Origin of the sequence: Bradymonas sediminis (assembly GCF_003258315.1) — a bacterium.
In the GTDB taxonomy this organism is placed as follows: domain Bacteria; phylum Myxococcota_A; class Bradymonadia; order Bradymonadales; family Bradymonadaceae; genus Bradymonas; species Bradymonas sediminis.
Genome location: NZ_CP030032.1, coordinates 2031427 through 2055066, shown reverse-complemented (window position 1 = coordinate 2055066; position 23640 = coordinate 2031427). Strand labels below are relative to the sequence as shown.

Sequence of the window (23640 nt, the reverse complement as noted above, 5' to 3'; positions counted from 1 at the left end):
TCTCTTATGGCTGATGAACTCGAGAATTGGTACCGACTTACGCTCCTGGTAGACGCCGCAGGCGGCGACCACGCCGCTGCGATTTTATGGGAGCACGAGGTTGGCGGCGTGGAGATGTATGACGCCGAGACCTACGCCGAGGACCAGTCGATTCCGCCCGTCCCCGACGGGACCAATCGACTGATCGCTTATATTGAGCAGGATTCGCCCGAGCAGGCCGAGCAGTCGCGTGACGCCATTGTGGCGTCGCTCACCGAGTCGGGACTCCCGCCGATTTCGGTCCAATTCGGCTCCTTCACCGACACGAGCTGGCAGACGGCGTGGAAGGATTTCTTCAAGCCGACGGTTATGTCCAAGCGCGCCATCGTTGGGCCGCCCTGGGAGGAGTTCGAAGCGCCCGAGGGTGGCACCAAGATCGTGATCGAGCCGGGCATGGCCTTTGGCACCGGCACCCACGAGACCACGCAATTATGCGGCGAGAAGATCGACCGCCTGCTGGGCGAGGCGGACTCGCCGCAGAGCCTGCTCGACGTTGGCTGCGGCTCCGCCATTTTGTCGATGATCGCCGCGCGCCTGGGCGCCGCCCCGGTATTCGGCGTCGACAATGACGCGCACGCCGTCGAGGTCGCCAAAGAGAACCTCGAGGTCAACCAGCTCGGAGGCGCCATAGACCTGTCGACGCGCGAGCTTTCAACCTTTGATGAGACCTTCGATATCGTGGTCGCCAATATCTTGACGCCGATCCTCATCAGTCTTCGTGACGACTTGATCGCGCGCGTTCGCCCCGGCGGAACGCTGCTGCTTAGTGGCATCACCGACGTGCAGGTCGACTCGATTCGCGAGGCCTTCGTGGGCAGCGAGTTGCGCGAATTAGACCTCGCCCAAAAAGGCGAATGGGTGTGTTTTGAATTACAGCGAGTAAGCGCGTGAGCAATCCATCCGAGTCCTACAAACAAGACGTCGTTCCGGCCAAAAGGCGGGCGCCTCTCGACAGTGACGAGATGCCCGCTACCGGGCGCGTCGGTGAGTCTTTCGAGCTGCCCGACCGGGTGACGCACTACCTCACCGATGTGCTGCGCATGCAGGCAGGCGAGTGCGTCGACCTCTTCGATGGGAGCGGACGCGTCATCCTTGCCGAGATTCTCGGCGGGGATAGCGAGCGACTGCAGGTCTGCATTCGCGACGACCGAATGCGCCTGCAAAGTGAGAGCCCCTGCGCGATCACGCTGGTCCAGGCGATGCCCAAGGGAAAGCGCTTCGACCTGATCCTCGAGAAAGCCACCGAATTGGGCGTCGCGCGCATCATCCCGCTGGAGAGCCGTCGCACCGTCGTTAAAATCCCGGAAGCGAAGATCGACAAAAAGCTCACGCGTTGGGAGCGCATCATCGAGGGCGGCGCGCGTCAATGTCGCCGAAACATTACCCCGGAGTTGGGGCCCGCGATGAACTTGGGCCAGGCGATTGAGTCGCTACAGGGTATCCCGAATTTCGTGGCACATACCGCCCCCGGGTTGGCCTCATTGCCCGAGATTTTGGGCGCAGACGCCGCCCGCTCGTCCTCGGCGGACTTCGCCTCCCACCCGAGCGTTGCGCTTTGGATTGGACCAGAGGGAGGCTTTGACGAGGCCGAAATCGCCACGCTTTTGGACAAGGGCGCGCACGCATTTCACCTCGGGCCGCGGGTCTTGCGCGCCGAGACCGCAAGCCTCGTGGGTCTTTCCCTTATTCAGGCCTACCTGGGAGACCTCGCGTGAGCCCCTTGCGCCGACCGACCGGTACAGACCGCGCTCTTCGAAAGAGCGCCGGGCTTCGCTACCGCGCCCCGGCGCTGCTCATCGACGCGCTTGTCGCCCTCCCAGTCATCTCGCTCGCCTACGCGCTGGGCATCTTCGATAGCCGCCTCTTCAAAGTCCCCGACGACTGGTTCTGGAGCGAATGGATACTCGGGTTCTGGCTCGACGAGCGCCAGGTTATCCTCGCCCCGCTCATCAGTTGGTGGGGGCTGAGCATTGTCATCGCCACCATCGCTGAGGCCCTCGACTCGCGCAGTCTAGGCGGACGGTTTTTCGGCCTTGTTGTCAGCGATAAATCGGGGTTTAAGATTGGTCCGCAACTGGCGATCTGGCGCGGATTGGGGGCGTTGCTAAATAGCCTGAGTTTGGGGCTTGGGTATCTTTGGATTCTGGTGAGCAATCACCGTCGCGGTTGGCACGATGGCGTCAGCGGCACCTTGGTGCTGCGAGATCGCGTTGGCGAAGCCCCCGAAGATACGCTATAGCTCGCACGCTGCGACACCCCACTCGCGTACCGTTCGCAGGTTTTCGAATCGACTTCGAAACCCAACGCGGCGCATTTTCTAATTGTTGCTTCGAATGGGATGCTTATGAAGAAAATTGAAGCTATCGTCAAACCCTTTAAGCTCGATGATATTAAAGACCGCCTCGATGAGATCGGCATTCACGGGATGACGGTCACCGAGGTGAAGGGATTTGGGCGAGGCGGCGGCAAGGCGCCGGTGTATCCGGGCGCTGAATATGTCATCGATTTTGTGCCGAAGATGAAGATCGAAATCGTGGTCGCCGACGAGCTCGTTCACCCCGCGATTGAGGCGATCATGGAGGCTGCGCGCACCGGACACGTCGGAGACGGAAAGATCTTCGTGTCCACCATCGACGAGGCCTTCCGCATCCGCACCGGTGAGTCTGGGCCGGAGGTGTTGAGCTAAAGCCCGCGCGGTTTTTAGACTCGATGCCCCGCAGAAGATTCGCACAGAAGTACCCGGTTCAGCTCCGCTGAACACTCACTTAACTGGCAAAAGTTTATTCGTTTCGAATTTAGTATTTCTCAATAAATTGAAGAGATAAAAATGTCTGCCAATAGCGTCACATCGATCAAAGAAGCGATCAAATTTGCAGAAGCAAATGATGCAAAAATGATTGACCTTAAATTCCTGGACTTCCCCGGAACCTGGCAACACCTCACCATCCCCGCACATCGCCTCGACGAGGAGCTCTTCGAGCAGGGCATGGGCATCGACGGTAGCTCGATGCGCGGCTGGCAGAGCATCGCCGCCTCGGATATGCAGGTGCGCCCCGACCCGACCACGGCTCGGATGGACCCGATTACGAAGCTCCCGACGCTCAGCTTCATCTGCAACGTCTTCGACCCCATCACCGACCAGCCCTACTCACGCGACCCGCGCTATATCGCGCAAAAAGCCGAAAACCACCTCAAAGAGACCGGCATCGCGGATACCGCATTTGTCGGCCCCGAGGCTGAGTTCTTCATCTTCGATGACGTGCGCTATGACGTGACGCCCTACTCCTCGTTTTATGCCGTCGACTCTCAGGAAGGCGCCTGGAATACCGGGCGCAATGAGGGGCCAAACCTTGGCTATAAATTGGGCTATAAGCGCGGTTATTTCCCCGTACCGCCCTACGATAGCCTCAGCGATTTGCGCGGCGAGATGGCGATGACGCTCGAGAAAGCCGGCATCGTCGTCGACGTCCACCATCATGAGGTGGCGACCGCCGGGCAGTCCGAAATCGGCATCAAATATAATAGCCTGCTCAAGAGCGCCGACGATCTGCAGTGGTTCAAATATATCATTAAGAACGTCGCGCGCCGCCATCAGAAGACCGTCACCTTTATGCCCAAGCCGATTCACGGCGACAACGGCTCGGGTATGCACACGCACTTCAGCCTATGGAAGGGTGGCAAGCCCCTGTTCCCCGGCGAGCGCTACGCGGGCTTGAGCGATACCGCGCTGCATTTTATCGCCGGTATCCTCGACCACGCGCCCTCGCTGCTCGCGTTCACCAACCCGACGACCAATAGCTTTAAGCGACTCGTCCCGGGTTATGAGGCGCCGATTAAGCTTGCATACTCCAGCCGAAACCGCTCCTCGGCCGTGCGTATCCCGATGGTCCAGTCCAGCCCTGCCTCCAAGCGTATCGAGTTCCGTACCCCGGACCCGAGCAGCAACGGATACCTGGCGTTCGCCGCGATCTTGATGGCTGGGCTTGACGGCATTGAGCGTCAGCTCGATCCGGGCGACCCGGTCGACAAGAATATCTATAATCTGCCGCCCGTTGAGGCCGACAAGATTCCGAGCGCGCCGGCGAGCCTCGAAGAAGCCCTCGCCTGCCTGGTCGAAGACCACGACTATCTTCTGCGCGGCGACGTCTTCACCGAAGATGTCATCGAGTCGTGGATCAACTATAAGTTTGAGAACGAAATCGAGCCGACTCGACTGCGCCCGACGCCGTTGGAATACAAGCTCTATTTCGATATTTAATACTTAAGAACCGGCGAGCGTCTCGACGCTCGCCGGTCTCTACTCCCCCCAGCGCTCTGATTATGACCTCATTTCGACCACTGCATTGGACTCTTCTGGCGCTATGCGCGTTTTTTGTGTTCGGAAGCCTCAATTGCAAAAGCGACCCCGTCGACCCGGACTCGTTGCCGGCATGGACCTTCCAAAGCCCCACGGCCCCTTACTCGGTCGAAGTCCCCGGGCAATGGGCGCAGACCCCTGTTGAGGAGATAAACCGCTTCGCAGACCTGGCCCTGCGGGTTGAGGATCAATATTTCCTCATCATCATTCCCCAGAAATTGCCCCAATACGAGGGCGTCGCCTCACCGGACGCGCTTGACCTAAAGCGAGCGAGCGTCGGCGTGCTCAAGGAGCGGGTCACGGAGTTTAACGTCGAGCGCGAAGGCCCCCTGGAGTTGAACGGCCAGCCCGCCCTGTCGGTCTTCGCCTCCGGCGTCCACGAGGGAGACCCGGTTAAATATATCAATACCTACACCACCCACGATAGTTGGGGGTTCCAGATTATCGCCTGGGGCCCGGCGAGCAACGAGAACGGGTTGGTCGAAGCTACTGATAAACTACTGGCCGGATTGCAATTTAAGGGCGTCAGCGCTGCTGATGGCGTCGAGCCGGGGGCTCAAGAGTCGGCCGACTCCGAATAAAATACAATTATCTGAAACGTTTTGAGGTTCCCTGCATCATATACCCAGCTAAGCGGGTGGCCTGCAGGTAATTCAAAATCTTGAATCACCCGAACTCTTCAATCACCACACAATCTCTTTGCAGGCCTCAATCACTTTGAGACCTAATCATTTGGAGCTGTAGATGACCGACTTGAAAAAAGAAGTTTACGACGTGACGATTATGGGCTCCGGCCCTGCCGGCCTCACCGCGGCGATTTATGCCGCCCGCGCGAACCTTAGCCCGGTTCTCTTCGAAGGCTCGCAGCCCGGCGGACAGCTCACGATCACCACCGACGTGGAGAACTTTCCGGGCTTCGCCGACGGCATCATGGGCCCCGACCTGATGATCGCCATGCGTGAGCAGGCGCTTCGTTTCGGCACCGAGATGCATATGAAGTCGATCACCAAGGTCGACCTCTCTCAGCGCCCGTTCCCCATCACGCTCGAAGACGGAACGACCTTCCGCACCCACACGCTGCTCATCGCCTCGGGCGCCCGCGCGCGTCTGCTCGGCCTGGAGAGTGAGTCCAAATTGATGGGCCACGGCGTGTCGGCATGCGCGACCTGCGACGGCTTCTTCTTCGGCGGAAAAGAGCTCGCCATCGTTGGCGGCGGTGACTCGGCGCTCGAAGAAGCTATCTTTTTGACCAAATTTGCCACCAAGGTCACGGTTATCCATCGTCGCAAAGAACTGCGCGCCTCGCAGATTATGCAGGACCGCGCCAAAGCCAACCCGAAGATCGAGTTCCTCTGGCACCGCGAAGTCATCGAAGTTATCGGCGACAAAGAGAACGGCGTCAGCGGCCTGAAGCTGCTGAATAAGCAGACCGACGATGTCGAGGATTTCCGCGTCGACGGCCTCTTCGTGGCCATCGGGCATATCCCGAACACCGAGTTCTTCAAGGGCCAACTCGAGATGAACGACGACGGCTATATCATCACCAAGCCCGACTCCACCCGCACCAGCGTCCCCGGCGTCTTCGCCATCGGCGACGTGCAGGACTGGACCTACCGCCAGGCGATCACCGCCGCCGGTACGGGCTGCATGGGCGCGATTGACGCCGAGCGCGACCTCGAGTCCATCGAAGAAATCGCGCAGCATCGCACCGAGCAGTGGGATTGATTGCTCCCTGAGAGCCGCGGAGCGCATCGCTTGCTCCCCGCGGTCTTCAATGCGCCGATGACACAAAAAAGGTGGCCCCTCACGGGGCCACCTTTTTTATTGTCTTGAGCCAATCCGCCCGCCTTAATTCGCGTCGAGCAGCTCCGCCAAATACCGACCGGTGACGCTCTCCTTTGTATTCGCGACCTCGCGAGGCGTGCCCGTTGCGACCAATTGCCCGCCCGCCGGACCCGCGCCCGGACCCAGGTCGATGATATGATCACATTGGGCGATAAAGTCGATATTATGCTCGATGACGATGACCGTATGGCCCAGGTCCACGAGCTTCTTCAGCGAGCTCAGAAGCGTCGAGATATCCAGCATATGCAGGCCGACCGTGGGCTCGTCGAAGATGAACAGCACCGGCTTGGTGTCGCCGCGTTTTCGACCGTCGGCGATATAGGTCGCCAACTTCAGCCGCTGGGCCTCGCCGCCCGACAGCGTCGCCGTGGTCTGCCCCATGCGAAGATAACCGAGGCCGACGTCCACCAATGGCTCGAGTTTTCGCAATAGCGAGCGCGTCTCGCGGAAGAACTCCACGCCCTCGGCGACCGTCATGTCGAAGATATCCGCGATATTCTTGCCCCGATACTCCACATCGAGCACGCGCCGCCCGTAGCGTTTGCCCTGGCAATCCTCGCAGGTCACCTCGATATCGGCCATAAAATGCATTTCGACCGTGATGGTGCCCGCGCCATTGCAGGTCTCGCAGCGCCCGCCGGCGGTGTTGAAGCTAAAGTCGCCGACAGTTAGCCCGATTTGCTTGGCCGCGCGGGTCGCCGCGAAGAGCTTTCGCACCGCGTCGAACGCCCCGGTATAACTCAGCGAATTGGAGCGCGACGAGCGACCCACCGCCGCCTGGTCCATCAGCACCACGTCATCAAAGCGCTCCAGCCCTTCGAGCGCGTCATGCGCCCCGGCGTCGGTGCCGCCCTGCCCCTTCATCGCCTTCCAGCCCTGATAGAGCACCCGCTCACAAAGCGTCGATTTGCCCGAACCGCTCAAGCCGGTGACCGCCGTAAGTTGGCCGCAGGGAATCTCCACCGTAAGGTCGGCCAGGTTATGCTCGCGCGCGCCCACGATTCGCACATAGTCCTTGGGCTGCTTCTTTCGCCCAAGCGCCGTGGCCGCCGCCGCGCGCGCCAGCGCCTGGCGCTCAAGCAACGCCTCGCTGGTGATCGTCTCGCGTTCTCGAAACTCCTTAATCGGCCCGGAGAACAGCAACTCGCCGCCCTGCTCACCGCCGCCGGGGCCGATCTCAATGATATAATCCGCCCCCTCGATGACCTCGGGGTCGTGCTCGACGACCACGACCGTATTGTCGAGGTCGCGCAGGTCATAGAGCACCTGCATCAACTTGTCGGTGTCGCTGGCGTGCATGCCCGCGGTCGGCTCGTCGAGCACATAAAGCGTGTCGGTCAGCGCGCGCCCGAGGCTCGCCGTGAGGTGAATTCGCTGCATCTCGCCGCCCGACAGGGTCCGCGATTGGCGGTCCAGGCGAAGATACCCGCAGCCAATTTCATTCAGATAGGCCAGGCGGTGCTCGATCTCGTCGAGCAGGGTTTCAACCCGGGCGAATTGGTCGTCGGGGAGCTCTAACTCGTCAAAATAGGTCTTCGCCTCGGATAGGCGCATCTGCCAGAGGTCGCCGATCGCCTTGCCCGCCACGCGCACGTTACGCGCGCTCGCGTTGAGCCGCGCCCCTTTGCAATCCGGGCAGCGGTCGTAGCCCCGGTAGCGCGCCAACATGATGCGCACATGCGTCTTATATTGCTTCTTCTTTAGCGCCTCGAAGAAGCCACGCACGCCCTTGTATTTCTTGCCGGTCTTCCCATTTTTACTGCGCTTTCCGCCCTCGATAATAAAGTCCTGGGCGGCCGCGTCCAACTTCTCGAAGGGCACGTCCAGCGGAATCTCGCGGTCGCGACAGGCGTCGAATAATTCGCTGCGATCCTTTCGGTACGCCGGGGTCTCCAGGCAGGCGATGACGCCCTCTTTCAGGGTAAGTCGCGTGTTCGGGATGACCTTTTTGAAGTCGACGCCCATCACCTTGCCAAAGCCCGAGCAGGTATCACACGCGCCCAGCGAGCTATTAAAGCTAAAGAGCGCCGGCTGCGGCTCGATAAAGTCTGTTCCGCATCCGTTGCAGCGAAACGCGCGGTCAAAAATGAGCGGCGCGCGCTCCATATCGTCGTAGAAGTGGACCTCAAGTCGGCCATTTCCGAGCGCGAACGCCGCCTCTACCGCCTCGGCAAAGCGCATCTCTTCGTCTTTTCGCACCACGATACGGTCGATGATTACCGGGAACGCCTCGCGGTCGAGCAGGCTTTCGATATCGGACTCGGTGATGTCGACCATCTCGCCGTCGATAAGTAGGCGGCGATACCCCTCCTGAACCAGATGCTTGAGCACCGCGTGCCGATGCTTGTTCTCCCCGCCGTCGGCCTGGGCGACGAGGATCAGGCGCGTGCCATCGTCCATCCCCTCAATCGCCGTCACCACGCCGGGCACCGTGTCACGGCCCACCAGGGTCTCACAGGTCGGGCAAATCGTCTCGCCGATATGCGTGTACACGAGCTGCAGGTGGTCATCGACCTCGGTGATCGTGCCGACCGTCGAGCGCGCGTTCGAGACGTCGTTCTTCTGGCGAAGCGCGAGCGCCGGCTGGATATTCTTGACCGCCTCGACCGGCGGGCGCTCCATGCGCTGCAAAAACTGGCGCGCGTAGGTCGACAGCGACTCCGTGTAGCGGCGCTGCCCCTCGGCGTAGAGCGTGTCGAAGGCCAGGCTCGACTTCCCGGAGCCGCTCACGCCGCTGATAACGGTGAGCTTTCCGTGCGGAATCTTGCAATCAATGCCCTTTAGATTATGCGTGCGCACGCCGCGCAACGTCACATATTGCTGGGGCAAATCGCTCTCAATAGCTTCGGATTCAGCAGAGTCGACGGCGGGGGTAACTTCGGTATTTGGCATAGTCTCAGGCATGGTTCGGGGCATCACAAAGGACTTCGACGGCGCGGGATCGCCGCGGCGGGATACTGCCACGATTTACTCGCCAAACTCAAACGCATAACGCGGCGGCGAGATTCCCCCTCGCCGCCGCGTCGCCGATCTGAATGGTTGCCTTGATTGCGAAGGCTTCGGCGCGTCCCAAAACGCGCCGACCTAACCCCGCCTCACAGTCCGATGACCTTGGTAATGATCTCCTTCATGATCTCGGAGGTGCCGCCGCCGATGCTGAGCAAGCGCGCGTCGCGCCACCGCCGCGCCACCGGTCCCTCCTCGACATAGCCCATGCCGCCGTAGAGCTGCAGGCAGCGGTCGATGACTTTCATTGACACGTCGCCGGCCATCAACTTCGCCATCGAAATCTCGCGCTGGGCGGGGAGCCCACGCTCGTAGAGGTCCGCCGCGTGGTAGGTGAGCGTGCGACAGGCCTCAAGCTCGGTCTCCATCTCGACGATATTGTGGCGCGTCACCTGAAAGCCCATCAGCGGCTTTCCAAAGGCGTGGCGCTCGCGGCAATAATCCTTGGTCTCATCGAGCACCAATTGCGCCCCGGCGACGCCGCTGAGCGCCCCGACCAGCCGCTCGCCCTGAAAATTCTGCATAATATAATAAAATCCGTGGCCTTCTTCGCCGAGTAGGTAGCGCTTCGGGATACGGCAATTGTCGAAGAAGAGTTCGGCGGTATCCGAGCAATGATTGCCGATCTTCTCAAGCTTTTTGCCCACGCTAAATCCCGGCGTATCGGTCGGCACCAAAAAGAGGCTGACGCCCCCGTAGCGATTATTCATGTCAGTGCGCGCCGCGAGCGTCACAAAATCAGCGCGCGTACCGTTGGTGATCCAGGTCTTTTGGCCGCTGATGATATAATCATCGCCGTCTTTTTTAGCCTGGGTGCGAATGCCCGCGACGTCGCTGCCCGCCCCCGGCTCCGACACCCCCAGCGCCGCGATCTTCTCGCCGCGCACCGCCGGCGCCAGGAACTCCTGCTGTTGCTCGGCGGTGCCGACCTCCGCGATGATCGGGGTCGCCATATCACTCTGCACCAACACCCCCATCGTTAGCCCGGCCATCCGGCAGCGCGGCAACTCCTCGGCCAGCACCGCCGTATGCCAGATATCCCCGCCGATGCCGCCGACATCCTCCGCGTAGCGCCCGCCCAATAGCCCCAACTCCCCCATCTGGCGAAACACCTCATTGGGGAAAAACCTCGCCGCCTCCCACTCCTCAGCATGCGGCGCGAGCTCGTTCTCGGCGAAGCGACGCACCAGCGCGCGAAATTGATCATGCTCCTCGCTAAACTGCGGCCAGATCTTCTCGGTCATGACGATCCTCCTGGGGGTTTATATAGTGTCCGAACACCCTATCATCTCGCGCGCTCGAGTAGAACACGCCGTGTTTTGCGGCGTTTTGAAAAATAATTGCAATGAATTGGCCAAATACATAAAAACTGCTTGACAGCCCCATCACCCCGGGCTACATAACGCCTCCCTGACGGAGCTGGTTTCCAGAAGGACACAACTCGGAGCGTGGCGCAGCTTGGTAGCGCACTTGCATGGGGTGCAAGGGGTCGTCGGTTCAAATCCGGCCGCTCCGACTTAAAAAACCCGTTAACTCTCAATGAGTTAGCGGGTTTTGTGTTTCTTGTGACTATGCGTCGAATCGCCCACCGGAGCCACGTCCTCTAGACCTGGCAGAACAACAACCCGCCGTTGGCCAATCCGTGTTTGCAGAGGGTCACGTCGATCGGATAGATTCCCGAAACTAGCCTAATTCTTGTTTCGTTGCCCATCCAAGGAGCCAAGATCATGTTCGCGTTCACGATCGACGAGAAAATTGAGCTTCGCCTTCACGAGGAACACCACGCCGAAGAACTATTCGCGCTGACCGACCGCAACCGCGCCCACCTGGGGCGCTGGTTTCCGTGGGTGGAACACACCCAAAACGTTGACGACACCCTCAAGTTTATCAAAGGCGTCCGGCGTGGTTATGCCGATAATGAGGCCGTTCTGACAAGCGTGTGGTGCGACGGCAATATCGCCGGCACACTCGGCATTTCCCGGATCGACTGGAATATTGGCAGCGGTGAGATCGGCTATTGGCTCGGCGCCGACTATGAGGGGCGCGGCATCATAACACGTAGTTGCCGGGCGCTTATCTCGTACGCATTCGACACGCTCAAGCTCAACCGCATCGTCATTAAGTGCCAGCCCGAGAACACGCGAAGCAGTGCCGTCGCAAAGCGGCTCGGCTTTTCCTACGAAGGCACCCTGCGAGAATCTGCCAAACACAACGGCAAGCTGCATGATATGGAGGTTTATTCGGTGTTGCGGCGGGAGCGGTCGGATGCGCCTCGCTAGGTCTATGCCTCGTATTGATGATGACTATGAACGCTGAATTTGGTTTTTTTGGGGAGCCGTGCAAGTAGCTTCATGCGAGAAAATTCTACGAAACCTACCAGCTTTGTTCGGAATCGAGGAGGCGATTGTCAAATATGTTGAGCAAATCGAAAGGTTGCCGACTTTGATGGGACGTACTGCCGCAAATACAACCATATATAATGGAAACACCATGTTCGCCACTGTTTTGCACAACCTAAAAGGACCCCGCAACGTTGGCCAGATTATTCGTAGCCATGTTGCCTACGGCGGTGGCCCGCTACTCTTTGTCGGCCACGACGAGCCCTGGACCTTTCGAAAGAGCACTTCGCGCTATTCTCGCAACCTTGAGCAGCATCGCGACATTGTGCACATCCCGAACGACGACGCATTTTTCGATTGGTGCATTGAAAACGATTACACCCCCATCGCCATCGAAATTGCCAACCCGCCGCTGTTCTTGGCCAACTTCAGTTTTCCGACACGCCCTGCCATCATCGTCGGACACGAGGGCCAGGGTTTGCCGAAAGAACTTCTCGCGCGATGTGCGCACGTCATAACAATACCCCAACAGGGTCCGGTAGCTAGTCTCAACATACCGGTGGCCTGTTCGACAGTGATGTACGAGTTTCGGCGCAGCGACTTCGACACACCGCATATCGAGAGCGCGAAATATCCAGAATAGCGCTCGGCCAGCACGGACCGCGGGTACAGCACATATATATGTTGACGCTCAATTTTCTCAACCAACGAGCCACACCATGACCCCGCTCACACTGCGTAAGATCCAAGTTGAGGACGCCGCCGGCTTCACCGCCTTGCACAAAACCCTCGCCGAGGAGACCCACTTCTTGCTCCTCGAACCGGACGAACTTCGCGAGGACCTTGACGCGCAAAAGCAGTGGCTCAAGGGTTGCGTGGAGTCCGATTCGCGCGATATTTTCGTTGCCCACGCAGACGGCGTCATCGTGGGCTTTCTCGATATTAGAGGTGGCAACTTCAATCGGGATCGGCACAAAGCGAGCCTCAGTCTGGGGATCACGCGTGCCCATTGGGGCCGCGGGCTTGGCACGCTCCTGATCGAGGCGGCGATTAGCTGGCTGCGCGACCGAAACGGAACCCGGCTGGAGTTAACCGTCAACTGCAACAACGAGCGCGCCGTTGGCCTCTATCAAAAGTGTGGGTTTCAAATCGAGGGAACACAACGCAACGCCCTGCGCGTCGACGGGAAGTTCGTCGATGAGTATTTTATGGGGTTTTTGTTGAGCGAATCGTACAGTCCAGAGCACTCCACAACATAAATATCTTCGGCTTTCACTTCCCCCGGAGGAGCAATGCTTCAACTATCATTCAAACGAGTCAAACCAGGCAAAGTCGACAAGCTGCGCGCGTGGATGCGCTAGCTAAAGCTGCGCCAAGAAGATGTCGTCGAGTCCTTCGAGCAGGAAGGTGTTCGCCACGAGAAGGCGTGGCTCTTAGAGGACGGCGAGGGATATATCTTCGTGTACGCGGTCGAAGCCGAAGACCTCGAGAAAGCGCGACAGGCCTATCGTGAGTCGACCTTGCCGATCGACCTGGAGCACCGCGCGGTGCTTCGCGATGCCCTCGGCGAGCGCGTCGAGTCGGAGTTGCTCTATGATTTGGCCGTGGAGGGACCCATGATGCCGTCAGCGATCTAAGTCTCAATTCTCTACACAGGTTTATTTCAGTCATGAAACCGCTACGAATCCGGACCAAACGCCTCCAGCTTCGCCGCTTCCGGCCCGAAGACATTGAAGACGCCCACGCCTACGCATCTGACCCCGTGGTCACCCGTTTTACCGACTGGGGACCGAACACCATCGACGACACTCGGGCGTTCATCCAAGAGGCCATCGCAGACGCGCAGGCCATCCCACTGCAGACCATATCGCTCGCCATCGAACATCGCGACTCACAGCGAGTTATTGGCACCGTTGGAATGGAACTCGGGAAGTCAACGCTGGGCGATGCTTCCATCGGTTTCTGCATGAACCGCGAATTCTGGGGCCGTGGCCTCACAACCGAGGCGGCCCAGGCCTTGTTGGACTGGGCATCGGATGCATTCCAACTGCGCCGGGTCTACGCGACCTGTCGCCCCGATAATCAAGCCTCAGCTCGCGTGCTTGAGAAGCTCGGCATGAAGTGTGAGGGGCGGTTGCTAAGGAACGTCCAGGTCGATGGTGAGTGGTGTGATAGTTTGTTGTACGCCGCTGTGTTGTCCAACTAAATGCTCTATTATTTTACAGTCCAATCAAGACGCCGAGACCCTATTCAAGTTCACGGAGGGTTGAGGCGCAGCGCGGGCGTTCAGCGAAGGCGAGATTTGGGGTGAAACCGCGCTGCACGCGGTCTTGGAATGTCTGCAGCGAGGGTCGACCCTCATTGCACCCGTTGCTAGAAGGGTTACGCTAAAAGTTGAGGCGCAGCGCGGGCGTTCATCGACTGCGAGAACTAGGGTAAAACCGCGTTGCAGAAGCCCTGAGAATGTCTGCGGCGAGGGTCACCCCCTGTTGCACTCCTTAGTGAGATGGTTGCGCTGAAGGTCGAGGTGCGCGGCGCAAGTCGTCGGCCGGCGCTATCTTCTCGACAAATGGGGCTCGAGTCCCGGTTTCGACCCTCCAGATAGGCTTGATGTCACAGTCGACGATTTGTCCAAACTACGCGCCCCCGGAGTCTCCAATGGGAATGTCTGACTACTACAAACGTCTGCGCAACAAGGTCGGCCACGACTTATTGATGATGCCATCAGTCGCCGCCGTGATTCACGACGAAAGCGGCTTCGTGCTGATGATGCGCCACCGCGCCGACAACAAGTGGAGTCTGCCGGCGGGCGCCACCGAGCCCGGAGAGCGCCCCGCCCAGGCAGTGGTGCGCGAGGTAGCTGAGGAGGCGGGGCTCGAGTTCGGGTGGTTTGAGCCAACAAGCCCTCCTTTAATGGGTGTGGAGTATCCGACTGGCGTCCTGGCGGGCCGGGTCGACAAGAGTTTCTCCGGGATGCCTGGCATCGGCTGAGCTCGTGGTCCGTCGACGTTATTTAGATGCGGCAACGTTAATTCGCCGATGCACGGCGGCAAGCTGCACGATATGGAGGTTTATTCGGTGTTGCGGCGCGAATGGGCCAATGCCTCGTCCGGTGATGCTTGATCTTGAGTTGGAAGGAAAAAGAGCTCGGGAATCCTGTGGCGACGCCAGTGAATGCCCGAAAATAGATTGTCCCTGCGCTGACGGCGCGACGAAATCGTTCAGTGTTTGCGCGAACGGTACTTGTCAATGATCGGTCGCGGTTGTCTCTACATCCCAAAAGGTGTCGATGTGCTTGTTTGACGGGGGCGGAAACATGACCCAATGTGGCCAAGTCAAGAAAGTGATCCGTAAGCGTTCAGTAGGTCTTTTTAACATTGGAGCCAGATCTTTTAGGTCTGGGAAAAAAGCCCTCTCCGCCCCCGAACTCACCCAAATCCTAACGAGTTAATACGACAATGCGCATCTTCTCGCATACCTGCTCCAACACCGAAATCGTGTGTGCCTTGGGTTTTGGCGACTGCCTTGTCGGGGTGGACGACGACTCGGATTATCCCCCTGAGGTGGTTCAAAAACTCCCGAAGGCCGGGCGAGACCTGGACTTGCAGGTCGATGAAGTGCGCGGGCTCAAGCCTGACCTGGTGCTGAGCTCCCTGACGGTGCCGGGGCACGAAAAGGTCGTGGCTGAATTGGAAAGCACGGGGCTTGAGATTCTGGTATGCGACCCGATTTCCCTCGACGACATCTACGCCGATATTCGGCGCATCGCCCGGCGCTTGGGGGTGCCTGAGCGCGCCGAGGCGCTGGTCGCCTCGATGCAGGCCGCGATGCCCGTGGTGCAGGTTGAGCACGCGCGCCCAAAGATACTCGTGGAGTGGTGGCCCAAGCCGGTCATCGCGCCGGCAAAGGACTCCTGGGTTACCGACCTCATCGCGCGCGCCGGCGGGGTCAATCCCTGGGGCGCCGAAGCGCTCCGAAGCCAACCGCTCACCCTTGAGCGCGTTCAGCAGGCTGCCCCCGACATCATCGTCATGAGTTGGTGCGGCGTAAAGGTTGCCAAATACCGCCCTGAACTCGTCCGCCGCCGCGACGGCTATGCCGATATTCCAGCCGTCAAGAACGACCGGATTTTCGCTATCAGCGAAGAGTTTCTGGGCCGCCCTGGCCCGCGTGTCGTCCAGGGCTACCGAAAATTGCGCGAGGCGATCCTGGCGGTATCGACAGGCGTTCCGATCGGCACCCACAAAACGTGAGCACCGAAGCGGAAACGGAGATCGTCGCCGGTCATTCGCTTAAACATAGAATATCCTTCATGGTCGTGAGTAAAATACCCACTCCAAGCATTGCCACCACTGCCGCGCTCTTTCTCAGCTTATTTGCGAGAGGTCAGGTGGGCTGGTTGGCAGAGCGTCATCGGGCTTGTCCCTCGGCTCTTCTGCATGAAGCTGAATTGAAGATATGGAGGCGCGCGGCCTTTGTCGAGCGCACTTTAGATCGTGATGCGATGGCCAAGGTGAGCCGCGCGCCACAAAAAAGCGCCGGGACGAGCCATTTGGCTCGTCCCGGCGCTTGGCCTATGAGGGGAAGACCCCCTCTACCCTTTCAGCCTCAGCGCTTGCGGCGTCGAATCGCCACCAGCGCGCCGCCAAGGGCGAAGACGAGCGTCCACGGGCTCTCAGCCGGGTTCGCCGTGGTGGAGGAGCAACCGACCAGTCCGCCGCCCGACACGACACCAGAGTCGACGTCGCCATCGGGGTTCTCACCCTCACCACCGTCATCGGGGGTGCAGGTCGTGCCGTCACCCTCAAACCCGTCCTCACACTCACAGGTGAATCCACCGTCGGTGTTGGTGCAGGTGGCGTTGGCGTCGCAGGTGTTCAGCGCGGCGTCCGAGCACTCGTCGGTGTCCACGCACGCGCCGTTGGCGTCGAGCTCATAGCCCTCGGCGCAGGCGCATTCGACCACGCCATCGTTGACCGTGCAGGAGCCGGCGTCGCCACAGGCGGCGGCCTCTTCCTCGGTGCAGTCGCGGTCGCCGCAGGTGGTACCGTCGCCGACATATCCTTCGTCGCACTCGCAGGTGAATCCGCCGTCGGTGTTGGTGCAGGTGGCGTTGGCGTCGCAGTTATTGAGCGCCGAGTCTGAGCACTCATCGACGTCGGCGCAGGTGGTGCCGTCGCCCTGGTAGCCGTCGGCGCACTCGCAGGTGAATCCGCCGTCGGTGTTGGTGCAGGTGGCGTTGGCGTCGCAGGTGTTCAGCGCGGCGTCGGCGCACTCATCGGTGTCCACGCAGGCGCCGTCGGCGTCGAGCTCAAAGCCGTCGCCGCACACGCACGCGACGACATTGTCGCTCACGCCGCACGAGCCGGTCTCACCGCAGGCCGCGGCCTCTTCTTCGGTGCACTCGCGGTCGCCACAGGCGCGCCCGTCGCCGACATATCCCTCGTCACACTCACAGGTGAAGCTTCCCACCGTGTTGGTGCAGGTGGCGTTGGCGTCGCAGTCGTTGAGCGCGGGATCCGCGCATTCGTCGACGTCGGCGCAGGTGGTGCCGTCGCCCTGGTAGCCGGCGTCACAGGTGCAGGCGTAGGTGCCCGGAAGGTTGGTGCAGCTCGCGTTGGTGTCACAGGTATTGAGCGCGGCGTCCGAGCACTCGTCGACGTCGGCGCAGTTCTCGCCGTCGCCGACGTAGCCGGCGTCACACGCGCACTCATAGCCGCCGACGGTGTCGGTGCAGGTCGCGTTGGTGCTGCAGGTGTCGGTGCCGTTGGCGCACTCATCGATATTGGTGCAGGTCTCGCCGTCGCCCTGGTAGCCGGCGTCGCAGGCGCAGTCGAAGCCGCCGTCGGTGTTGGTGCAGGTGGCGTTCGGGTCGCAGGTGTCGGTGCCGTTGGCGCACTCGTCGACGTCGGCGCAGGTAGTGCCGTCGCCCTGGTAGCCGGCGTCGCACGCGCAGTCAAAGCTGCCGTCGGTGTCGGTGCAGGTGGCGTTGGGGTCGCAGGTGTCGGTGCCGTTGGCGCATTCGTCGATATTGACGCATTGGCCGTTGCCGTTGATCTCGTAGCCGGCGTCACACGCGCACTCATAGGAGCCCGGCGTGTTCACGCAGGTGCCGTTCGGGCACAGGTTCGAGGCTTGCTGGCATTCGTCAACGTCCACGCAGCCCTCGGTGCTCACCGTACAGGTGCCGTCGCCGGCGGTATTTGCGGGGTCGTTATTGCAAAGGGGCGTTCCGGAATAACCCTGCGGGCAGGCATCGTACCCGGTCCCGAGGACTTCGCCGTCGCATTCTTCGACGCCGTTGTGCACGAACCCGTCGCCGCAGGTGGCCGCGGTACACAATGACGTACACGCGCTGTCAGGCCCGTTGTCGACGCCCAGGTCGCACTCTTCGCACAGACCTTCGACGCCGTCGCCGCAATTCGGCAGGGTTCCGTCGGCGACTCGGTACTCAAATACGCCAGGCTCGCCAACGTTGCTCAGGTTGACGAGGTCCAGCACGGCGGCTGTGCCCGAGCCGGGCAGCGCGACCGCGTTGACCGTGTCGCCGGCGTCGATGCCCGCGGTGGCCGGGGTTCCGCCGAGCCCGCCGGTGCCGCCCGAAGCGTCGCCGGTAGTCCACTCCAATCGGTTATAGCGGAATTCCACGTCGAAGGTGCTGGTCACGTTCGGGTCTTGGCACTGATCACCGCTGTTGCGCATGATGAGTTGGAATGAGTTTCGTTTATCGGTCTTCTTATTATAGTAGCCGACTCGATCCCAGGTGAAGATGATCTGCTGGTTCGCGGTATCGCGGCAGGTATAGATGTCCCCGACAAGGTCCGCGGTCAGGTCCGCATCGGCGAAAAACGGAGCGAGTGCCGGGTAATTCAACCCGGGAATCGCCTCGGGCGTGTAGGTGCTGCGCGCCGCGCCGAACGAAATCGTGCCGTTGATATTGATATAGAGCGAACTATAGTTCTGCCCCTGAAAGATAAGCCCGCTGGGGAATATCCCGCCCAGATTATCGATGCGCTGCGAGCTGTCATCCAAGCCGCGGCTCAGGTCCGTAATCACGAAGCGCTCCCCGTAGGTATAGGTTGCGCCCGGCGCCGGACACGCGGTCAGGTCGGCCGCGTCAGCCAAATTCGGCGAGAACGCCAGGGCTCCCGTGACCATTAAACCGGCACATAGTTGCTTGTATAATTTCATCGTATTCTTCCTCAAATTAACTTAATTGAAATCCAAGTCCAGCGCTCCACATCGCCTCCAAAGCGTTGGCGATGTGGAGTCGGCCACACATTTAATCCTGCTTGACGATATGAAACTCGACGCGACGGTTCGCCGCGCGGCCTGCGGCCGTCTTATTCGACTCGAGCGGACGGTCCGGCCCGAAGCCCTGCGAGGTCAGGCGTTCGGCGGCGATGCGCTCGGCGATTAGGAAGTTGAGCACCGACTTGGCGCGTCGCTCCGACAGGTCCTGGTTATGGGATTTCGACCCCTGCGAGTCGGTATGCCCCTCGATGCGAATCAGCTCGATCTCCGGGTGATTCTTCAGGATCTGGGCGACCTGGCGCAGCAGGTCATAGGAGCGCGCGTCGATCTCGTCGGAGTTCAGCGCGAAGTAGACCATATCCAGAATTTCGATCTTATCGTCCTTGATCACGACCTGGTCGATGACCGGCACACAATCGTTCTCGCCGCGGTCGTTGACGCCACACTCGTAGCGCTCGGGGCAGCGGGTCTGGGTGGCGTCGTAGTGACAGGTCTCATCCAGGCAGCGGCCCAGGTATTGGGTCAGCACGTTGTCGGCGCAGGTCGGCACCGGCACGTCGGCACAATCAGCGTGCTCGCGGCAATCGGGCACCGGCACGCAGGCCGCGACGCCGTCGGAGTTCAGATCGCAATAGGTGCCGTCGCCGCAGGCGGCGTCGCTCGGCTCATAGGCGCAGTCACCCGAGTCGGTGCAAACCGCCTGGTAGGTGCGAAGCGCGCCGTCGGCGCATTCGGCGACCGGGATCTCGGCGCAGGCCGAGGCGACATTTTCCTGGGTGCACTCGGTCTCGACCACCTCGGGCTCGGGCTCGGGGGCGACCACAATCTCGGGCTCTTCGGGGCGCGTGGGCAGCGGCGGCGCCACGCCAACGCCGGCAAAAAGGCGCCAGTCCGGGGTGCCGTACCCGTTGATGATGCCAACACCGCCGCCGAGCGTCGCGAAGACGCGCCCGGTCTGGTATTTGCCGCCCAAAATGAACTCGGTCGGGGAGTTATAGCTCTCCATGGAGTCGGCGCCCGGGGTGAGCCGGCCGAAGGCCTCAGTCGTGATGCGGAACTTCTCGGCCACCGGGATCTCGGCGCCGAGATTCCAGCTCAGGGTGTCACGCACGCTGAGGTTCTGAAGCTTTTGCTCCTCGCGATATTGGTAGCCCAAGTTGACCGCCAGGCGCGTGCCGTTGACCATCAGGTCGCCCGCCAGGCGCGGACCGATGCGGAAATCACCGCCCTGCAATTGGCCGGCGTCGCCCGTCGGGGCGTAGATATCGGCTAGGAGCGCGAGCCCAATGCCGTTATCCAGCGGGTGCTCGCGCGTCGAGAACAGCTTCACCTTCGGCACGACGCGCAGATCGCCCACGCCAAAGCTCGCTTCGCCCGGGTTGATATTTCCGCCCGGCACCGAGGTGCCGTCCTGCCAGACCGCCAGCGGCAGGTCCACGCCGACATCTACCCAGTCCAACAGGCCGATGGACGCCATCAGGTGCATCGTCGCCTGACTACTCACCAGCGTTTCGATGCGATTGCCGTCCTCGTCGCTTAAGACCAGCGGATTGTGCCCGTAGTTGAACAGCGCCATCGCCGACCACTCAAGGTGCGGCGCGACGTCCGCCGATGCGGTGCTATACAGGTTGCCCGACAGATTGGGCATGGGGCTAAACTGCTGAAGATCAAAGCCCTCTTGGGCCGAGACAGCGCTGGGCGCCGCCGACGTCAGAAGTGCGGTCGCCAGCGCGACCAAGAACCAACGGGTTGAAAATGACTGCTTCATACTTCAAATCTCATCAAGTAGATAACGGTAGCACAATAAATATAGCGAGATAAATTAACTCTTTAGCGAAAATGCTTCCCCGATTCCAGCCAGCCCCGAAATTAATGCCGAAGCGCTCTGTGGGCTCGATTCCCGGTTATATGCTCATTCAGAACGGCCCTATACCCGATGAATTTACGAATTGCCAGTAGCGGCGAGGAGGTATGAAAATAAAAGAGCCTGCCCGGAGCGCAGAGGCTCCGGGCAGGCTTTCAGTCTTATGAGCTTATGCTGAGAACACTTAGATGCTTACGCATGCTCCGTCGCCCCGGAGGTCGCTTCCGGCGCGATTCGCTTCGCACTCATTTAAGTAGGTCACTCCGTCGCACCCGCACACAGGGGTTCCCCCGCCGGAACACTCGGTTGGGCGCGGCGCGCAAACGCCCTGGCCATCGCTAAAATCACAGACCGTGTCGTCCGGATAATCGCAGAACTCATCGGCGGTGCAGGGATTGCCCGCGCGTCCGCCGCAAATCACCGGCGGCCCCTGGCACGCACCCTCCACGCAGGACTCGCCGCGGGCGCATACGTTGTCGCACGCCCCGCAATGCCCGGCGTTATCTTCGGTGCTGACGCACGCCCCGTCGCAGATTTCCATTCCTGGCGCGCAGGCGTCACCCGCATCAGGATCTTCACCGGCATCCGGGTCGGTGGTCGTGTCCGGGTCGGTCGTCGTGTCCGGGTCGGCGGTCGTGTCCGGGTCGGCGGTCGTGTCCGGGTCGGTCACCGTATCTTGATGTCCGCTCGCGTCTTGATCGGTCGAGATATCGTCCTCTCCACCCGAATCCTGCGGGGAGTTGGCGTCCTCGCCTGATACATCATCCCCCTGCGTTTGCGCGGTGTCGTCGTCTGAGCATCCTGCTGCGACAAACGCGGCGGAGGACAACGCAAAACAACATAAGACGAGCATCAGAACTCGCTGAAATCTTTTCATGAGACAAACCTCTAAAATTATAACGCTTTTGAAAATACCGAGCTTAAATCACCCGACGACGGCGCAATCCAATATCGAAAGACTAGATGACGACGCAAGTGAATTCAAAAGATATTCCAAATATAATTTCAGGGCTCACCAACTCGACCCGGCCCCGCCGCCGCCGGAGCTTCCGCCGCCAAAACCACCCCCTCCCCCGCCGCTGAACCCACCGCCGCCGCCGCCGAAACCGGAACTCCCCGACGAGCTGCTCGACGCCACGATCACCGGCACGACCACCTTGCGGGTGTGGCGAAACTTACAATTTTCACACTTCACCGTAACCTCCTCCAGCCCGGTCGAAACCGTGGTGGGCTGGCGGGTTCGACGCGTGCTCGTCGCCAGGGTTTTACGGTGACACCGGTGACATCGACTGTAGCTCGTGAACCAATTATTCACCGTCAGGATGCGATGGAAGTCGCAGGGTTTGCAGAAATAATATTGATAATCGACCGAGCCGACCCGCTCCTCGGCGACTTGGCCCGGTTCATAATAGGCGTCGTCGAGGTCCTCGGGGACCATCTCCATCATCGTGTTGCAGGTCGGGCAGGTGCGGTCTTTTTTGTATTTGCGGCGTTTGACCCCAAGCCCAGCCAACGCCCCGCCGCCGCCCAGGCCAAATGCCCAAACCCACCAGGGCACGCCGTCGCCGGGCGTCGGTTGACCCGCGGGCGGCGAGTACGGCGCGCCCGAGTCGATAAGGGCGAGCATCTCGGGCTGCTCATTAATGCGCTGGATAAGCGCATCGACGCCGTCTTCGAGGCCCCGGGCGTAGTCCCCCTGCTTAAAAGCCGGGACCATCTTCTCGACTTGCATGCGCTTAAGCCACCCGTCGCTCAAGAGCGACTCGAGCCCGTAGCCGGTCTCCATCTCGAGGCGTTTTTCGCCCGTCACCATTAAGATCAACAGCCCGTTGCTGCTCCTGGCTTTGCCAATCTGCCAGTGATTAAACAGCTCGGTCGCGAAGTCCTTCGGGGCGCCTGCGTCCACCGACTCGACGAGCACCAGCGCGATCTCGACCTTCGTATTTTGCTCAAGGCGCGTCAGCTTTTGGTTGATCGCGCGTTCTCGCTCCGGAGACAGCAGCCCGACGGTGTCGCTCACCCACGCGTTTTGGAGGCGCGGATTGGGCACCTGGTCAACACTCATCGCAAAGAGCGTCTGGGCGCTCAAAAAGATGAATGCCCACGCCAAAAATCCGATGATGGGCGAAGCTTTGCGTTGAGCGGTTCTCATTTGATTTCCTTCAAAATGGATGCGTGGGCGTTCCCTTCAACCCGGTTTAGTTCCGGTTTTCGCAGGCGTCCTCGAAGCGCTGCGTGTCGGCCCAGAGCGAAGCAGGAAACGCGCCCGCCACCCGCCGATAGCGGCTCAGCGCTTCGTTGCAGCGCTTTATCTCAACGCGCAGTCGGTTCTCGGCGCCGACCAACTCCGCGTCCTTGTCGGGCGAATCTGGGCGATTCGCAAATAACCGATGCACCGACTTCTGGCGCTCCCGCGCGCTGGCCACCTGGGCACTCTGCGCGCTCAGCGCTGCTTCGTGATCCGCCAATGTCGACGAGGCGCTCGCCGCCCAGATGCCGAAAATTAGGAGCAATGCGCCGGCGCCAATGCCTACGCCGAGCCGCAGCGACCGCGCGCGTTTGGCCGCCGCCGCCGCCGCCCTGCCCTCGGCTTCGCGCTGCCGGACCAGCTCGGTGCGGGCCTGCTCGATATATTTTTGCTCAATCCCCAGGTCTTCGCCGACCTCGGCCATCTCCTCGGCCGACAGGCGCTCCCGGTCGGCCATGCGCAACTCTTCGGCCAGCCCGATGATATCATCGACATCATCATAATCGGTCGTCGATAATTTTTTATTTAGGGTCATCGTGGGACTCTCTGTTTGTCACCGCTTGACCCCGCACGCCGAACCTTAGGGAGGCCCGTCGGCAGGACGAAAACGATGGGAATTGGTGAGAAATATATGTGGGAATTTGGTTAGATAATCTCGCTATGCTAGAAGGCTAGCATCGAATGACGC

At 60.5% G+C, this 23640-nt stretch carries 21 protein-coding genes, 1 tRNA gene and 1 riboswitch; of the genes, 15 read left to right on the top strand and 7 right to left on the bottom strand.

The genetic code is table 11. The features are described from left to right. Positions 1–6: 6 nt before the first annotated feature. The 7 genes from DN745_RS07760 to trxB all read left to right on the top strand — a co-directional run bounded on the left by DN745_RS07760 (position 7) and on the right by trxB (position 6121). Positions 7–930 carry a 50S ribosomal protein L11 methyltransferase gene (locus DN745_RS07760; RefSeq protein ID WP_111333575.1) on the top strand — a complete coding sequence of 308 codons (924 nt, stop codon included), beginning with the start codon at positions 7–9 and terminating at the stop codon, positions 928–930. Next, on the top strand, positions 927–1754 hold the full coding sequence (locus DN745_RS07755) for a 16S rRNA (uracil(1498)-N(3))-methyltransferase (protein ID WP_133621976.1): 828 nt from the start codon (positions 927–929) through the stop codon (positions 1752–1754). Before DN745_RS07760 ends, DN745_RS07755 begins: the two co-directional genes overlap by 4 nt. Beyond that, a complete protein-coding gene (locus tag DN745_RS07750) occupies positions 1751–2278 on the top strand; it encodes an RDD family protein (protein WP_162687535.1) in 528 nt (175 codons plus the stop codon). The genes DN745_RS07755 and DN745_RS07750 overlap by 4 nt, the downstream gene beginning before the upstream one ends. Positions 2279–2383: 105 nt before the next feature. Next, entirely contained in the window at positions 2384–2725 is a 342-nt protein-coding gene (locus tag DN745_RS07745) for a P-II family nitrogen regulator (protein ID WP_111337583.1), read from the top strand. 141 nt (positions 2726–2866) lie between these two features. Beyond that, entirely contained in the window at positions 2867–4297 is a 1431-nt protein-coding gene (gene glnA / locus DN745_RS07740; RefSeq protein WP_111333570.1) for a type I glutamate--ammonia ligase, read from the top strand. Positions 4298–4359: 62 nt separating this feature from the next. After that, positions 4360–4977, top strand: coding sequence for a hypothetical protein (locus DN745_RS07735; RefSeq protein WP_133621975.1), 618 nt, complete (start codon positions 4360–4362; stop codon positions 4975–4977). Between the two features lie 163 nt (positions 4978–5140). Next, positions 5141–6121 carry a thioredoxin-disulfide reductase gene (trxB, locus tag DN745_RS07730; RefSeq protein ID WP_111333566.1) on the top strand — a complete coding sequence of 327 codons (981 nt, stop codon included), beginning with the start codon at positions 5141–5143 and terminating at the stop codon, positions 6119–6121. A 123-nt stretch (positions 6122–6244) separates the two neighbouring features. Here trxB and uvrA read toward each other — a convergent pair whose 3' ends face one another. Then, on the bottom strand, positions 6245–9205 hold the full coding sequence (uvrA, locus tag DN745_RS07725) for an excinuclease ABC subunit UvrA (protein ID WP_133621974.1): 2961 nt from the start codon (positions 9203–9205) through the stop codon (positions 6245–6247). A gap of 131 nt (positions 9206–9336) precedes the next feature. Beyond that, complete coding sequence (locus DN745_RS07720; protein WP_111333562.1) at positions 9337–10491, bottom strand: acyl-CoA dehydrogenase family protein; 1155 nt, start codon at positions 10489–10491, stop codon at positions 9337–9339. Between the two features lie 198 nt (positions 10492–10689). Here DN745_RS07720 and DN745_RS07715 point away from each other — a divergent pair. The 8 genes from DN745_RS07715 to DN745_RS07685 all read left to right on the top strand — a co-directional run bounded on the left by DN745_RS07715 (position 10690) and on the right by DN745_RS07685 (position 15839). Further along, a tRNA-Pro gene (locus tag DN745_RS07715) sits at positions 10690–10763 on the top strand. A 211-nt stretch (positions 10764–10974) separates the two neighbouring features. Next, complete coding sequence (locus DN745_RS07710) at positions 10975–11526, top strand: GNAT family N-acetyltransferase (RefSeq protein WP_111333560.1); 552 nt, start codon at positions 10975–10977, stop codon at positions 11524–11526. A 211-nt stretch (positions 11527–11737) separates the two neighbouring features. Beyond that, positions 11738–12229 carry an RNA methyltransferase gene (locus DN745_RS07705; RefSeq protein ID WP_162687534.1) on the top strand — a complete coding sequence of 164 codons (492 nt, stop codon included), beginning with the start codon at positions 11738–11740 and terminating at the stop codon, positions 12227–12229. A gap of 76 nt (positions 12230–12305) precedes the next feature. Next, on the top strand, positions 12306–12845 hold the full coding sequence (locus DN745_RS07700; RefSeq protein WP_111333557.1) for a GNAT family N-acetyltransferase: 540 nt from the start codon (positions 12306–12308) through the stop codon (positions 12843–12845). A 108-nt stretch (positions 12846–12953) separates the two neighbouring features. Continuing rightward, a complete protein-coding gene (locus DN745_RS19285; protein WP_239497588.1) occupies positions 12954–13223 on the top strand; it encodes a DUF6176 family protein in 270 nt (89 codons plus the stop codon). 32 nt (positions 13224–13255) lie between these two features. Then, positions 13256–13792: a GNAT family N-acetyltransferase gene (locus DN745_RS07695; RefSeq protein WP_111333555.1), complete on the top strand. Its 537-nt coding sequence runs from the start codon at positions 13256–13258 to the stop codon at positions 13790–13792. A 509-nt stretch (positions 13793–14301) separates the two neighbouring features. Then, entirely contained in the window at positions 14302–14577 is a 276-nt protein-coding gene (locus DN745_RS07690) for an NUDIX domain-containing protein (protein WP_204355110.1), read from the top strand. Between the two features lie 467 nt (positions 14578–15044). Beyond that, the gene (locus DN745_RS07685) at positions 15045–15839 is read left to right on the top strand and encodes an ABC transporter substrate-binding protein (RefSeq protein WP_111333551.1); all 795 of its coding nucleotides are present in this window, start codon (positions 15045–15047) and stop codon (positions 15837–15839) included. Between the two features lie 54 nt (positions 15840–15893). Further along, positions 15894–16032: riboswitch (SAM riboswitch) on the bottom strand. A gap of 162 nt (positions 16033–16194) precedes the next feature. Here the strand turns inward: DN745_RS07685 and DN745_RS07680 are convergent. The 5 genes from DN745_RS07680 to DN745_RS07660 form a co-directional block, all read right to left on the bottom strand. Continuing rightward, entirely contained in the window at positions 16195–18777 is a 2583-nt protein-coding gene (locus DN745_RS07680; protein WP_111333549.1) for an EGF domain-containing protein, read from the bottom strand. Positions 18778–18868: 91 nt separating this feature from the next. Further along, positions 18869–20608, bottom strand: a complete 1740-nt coding sequence (locus DN745_RS07675) for an OmpA family protein (protein WP_111333548.1) — start codon at positions 20606–20608, stop codon at positions 18869–18871. A gap of 280 nt (positions 20609–20888) precedes the next feature. Next, positions 20889–21581, bottom strand: a complete 693-nt coding sequence (locus tag DN745_RS19540; RefSeq protein ID WP_111333546.1) for a Kazal-type serine protease inhibitor family protein — start codon at positions 21579–21581, stop codon at positions 20889–20891. A 135-nt stretch (positions 21582–21716) separates the two neighbouring features. Beyond that, positions 21717–22856, bottom strand: a complete 1140-nt coding sequence (locus DN745_RS07665) for a TPM domain-containing protein (protein WP_111333544.1) — start codon at positions 22854–22856, stop codon at positions 21717–21719. A 46-nt stretch (positions 22857–22902) separates the two neighbouring features. Continuing rightward, positions 22903–23487 (bottom strand): LemA family protein, encoded by a 585-nt coding sequence (locus DN745_RS07660; protein ID WP_111333543.1) that lies wholly within the window; start codon positions 23485–23487, stop codon positions 22903–22905. Positions 23488–23640 lie beyond the last annotated feature (153 nt).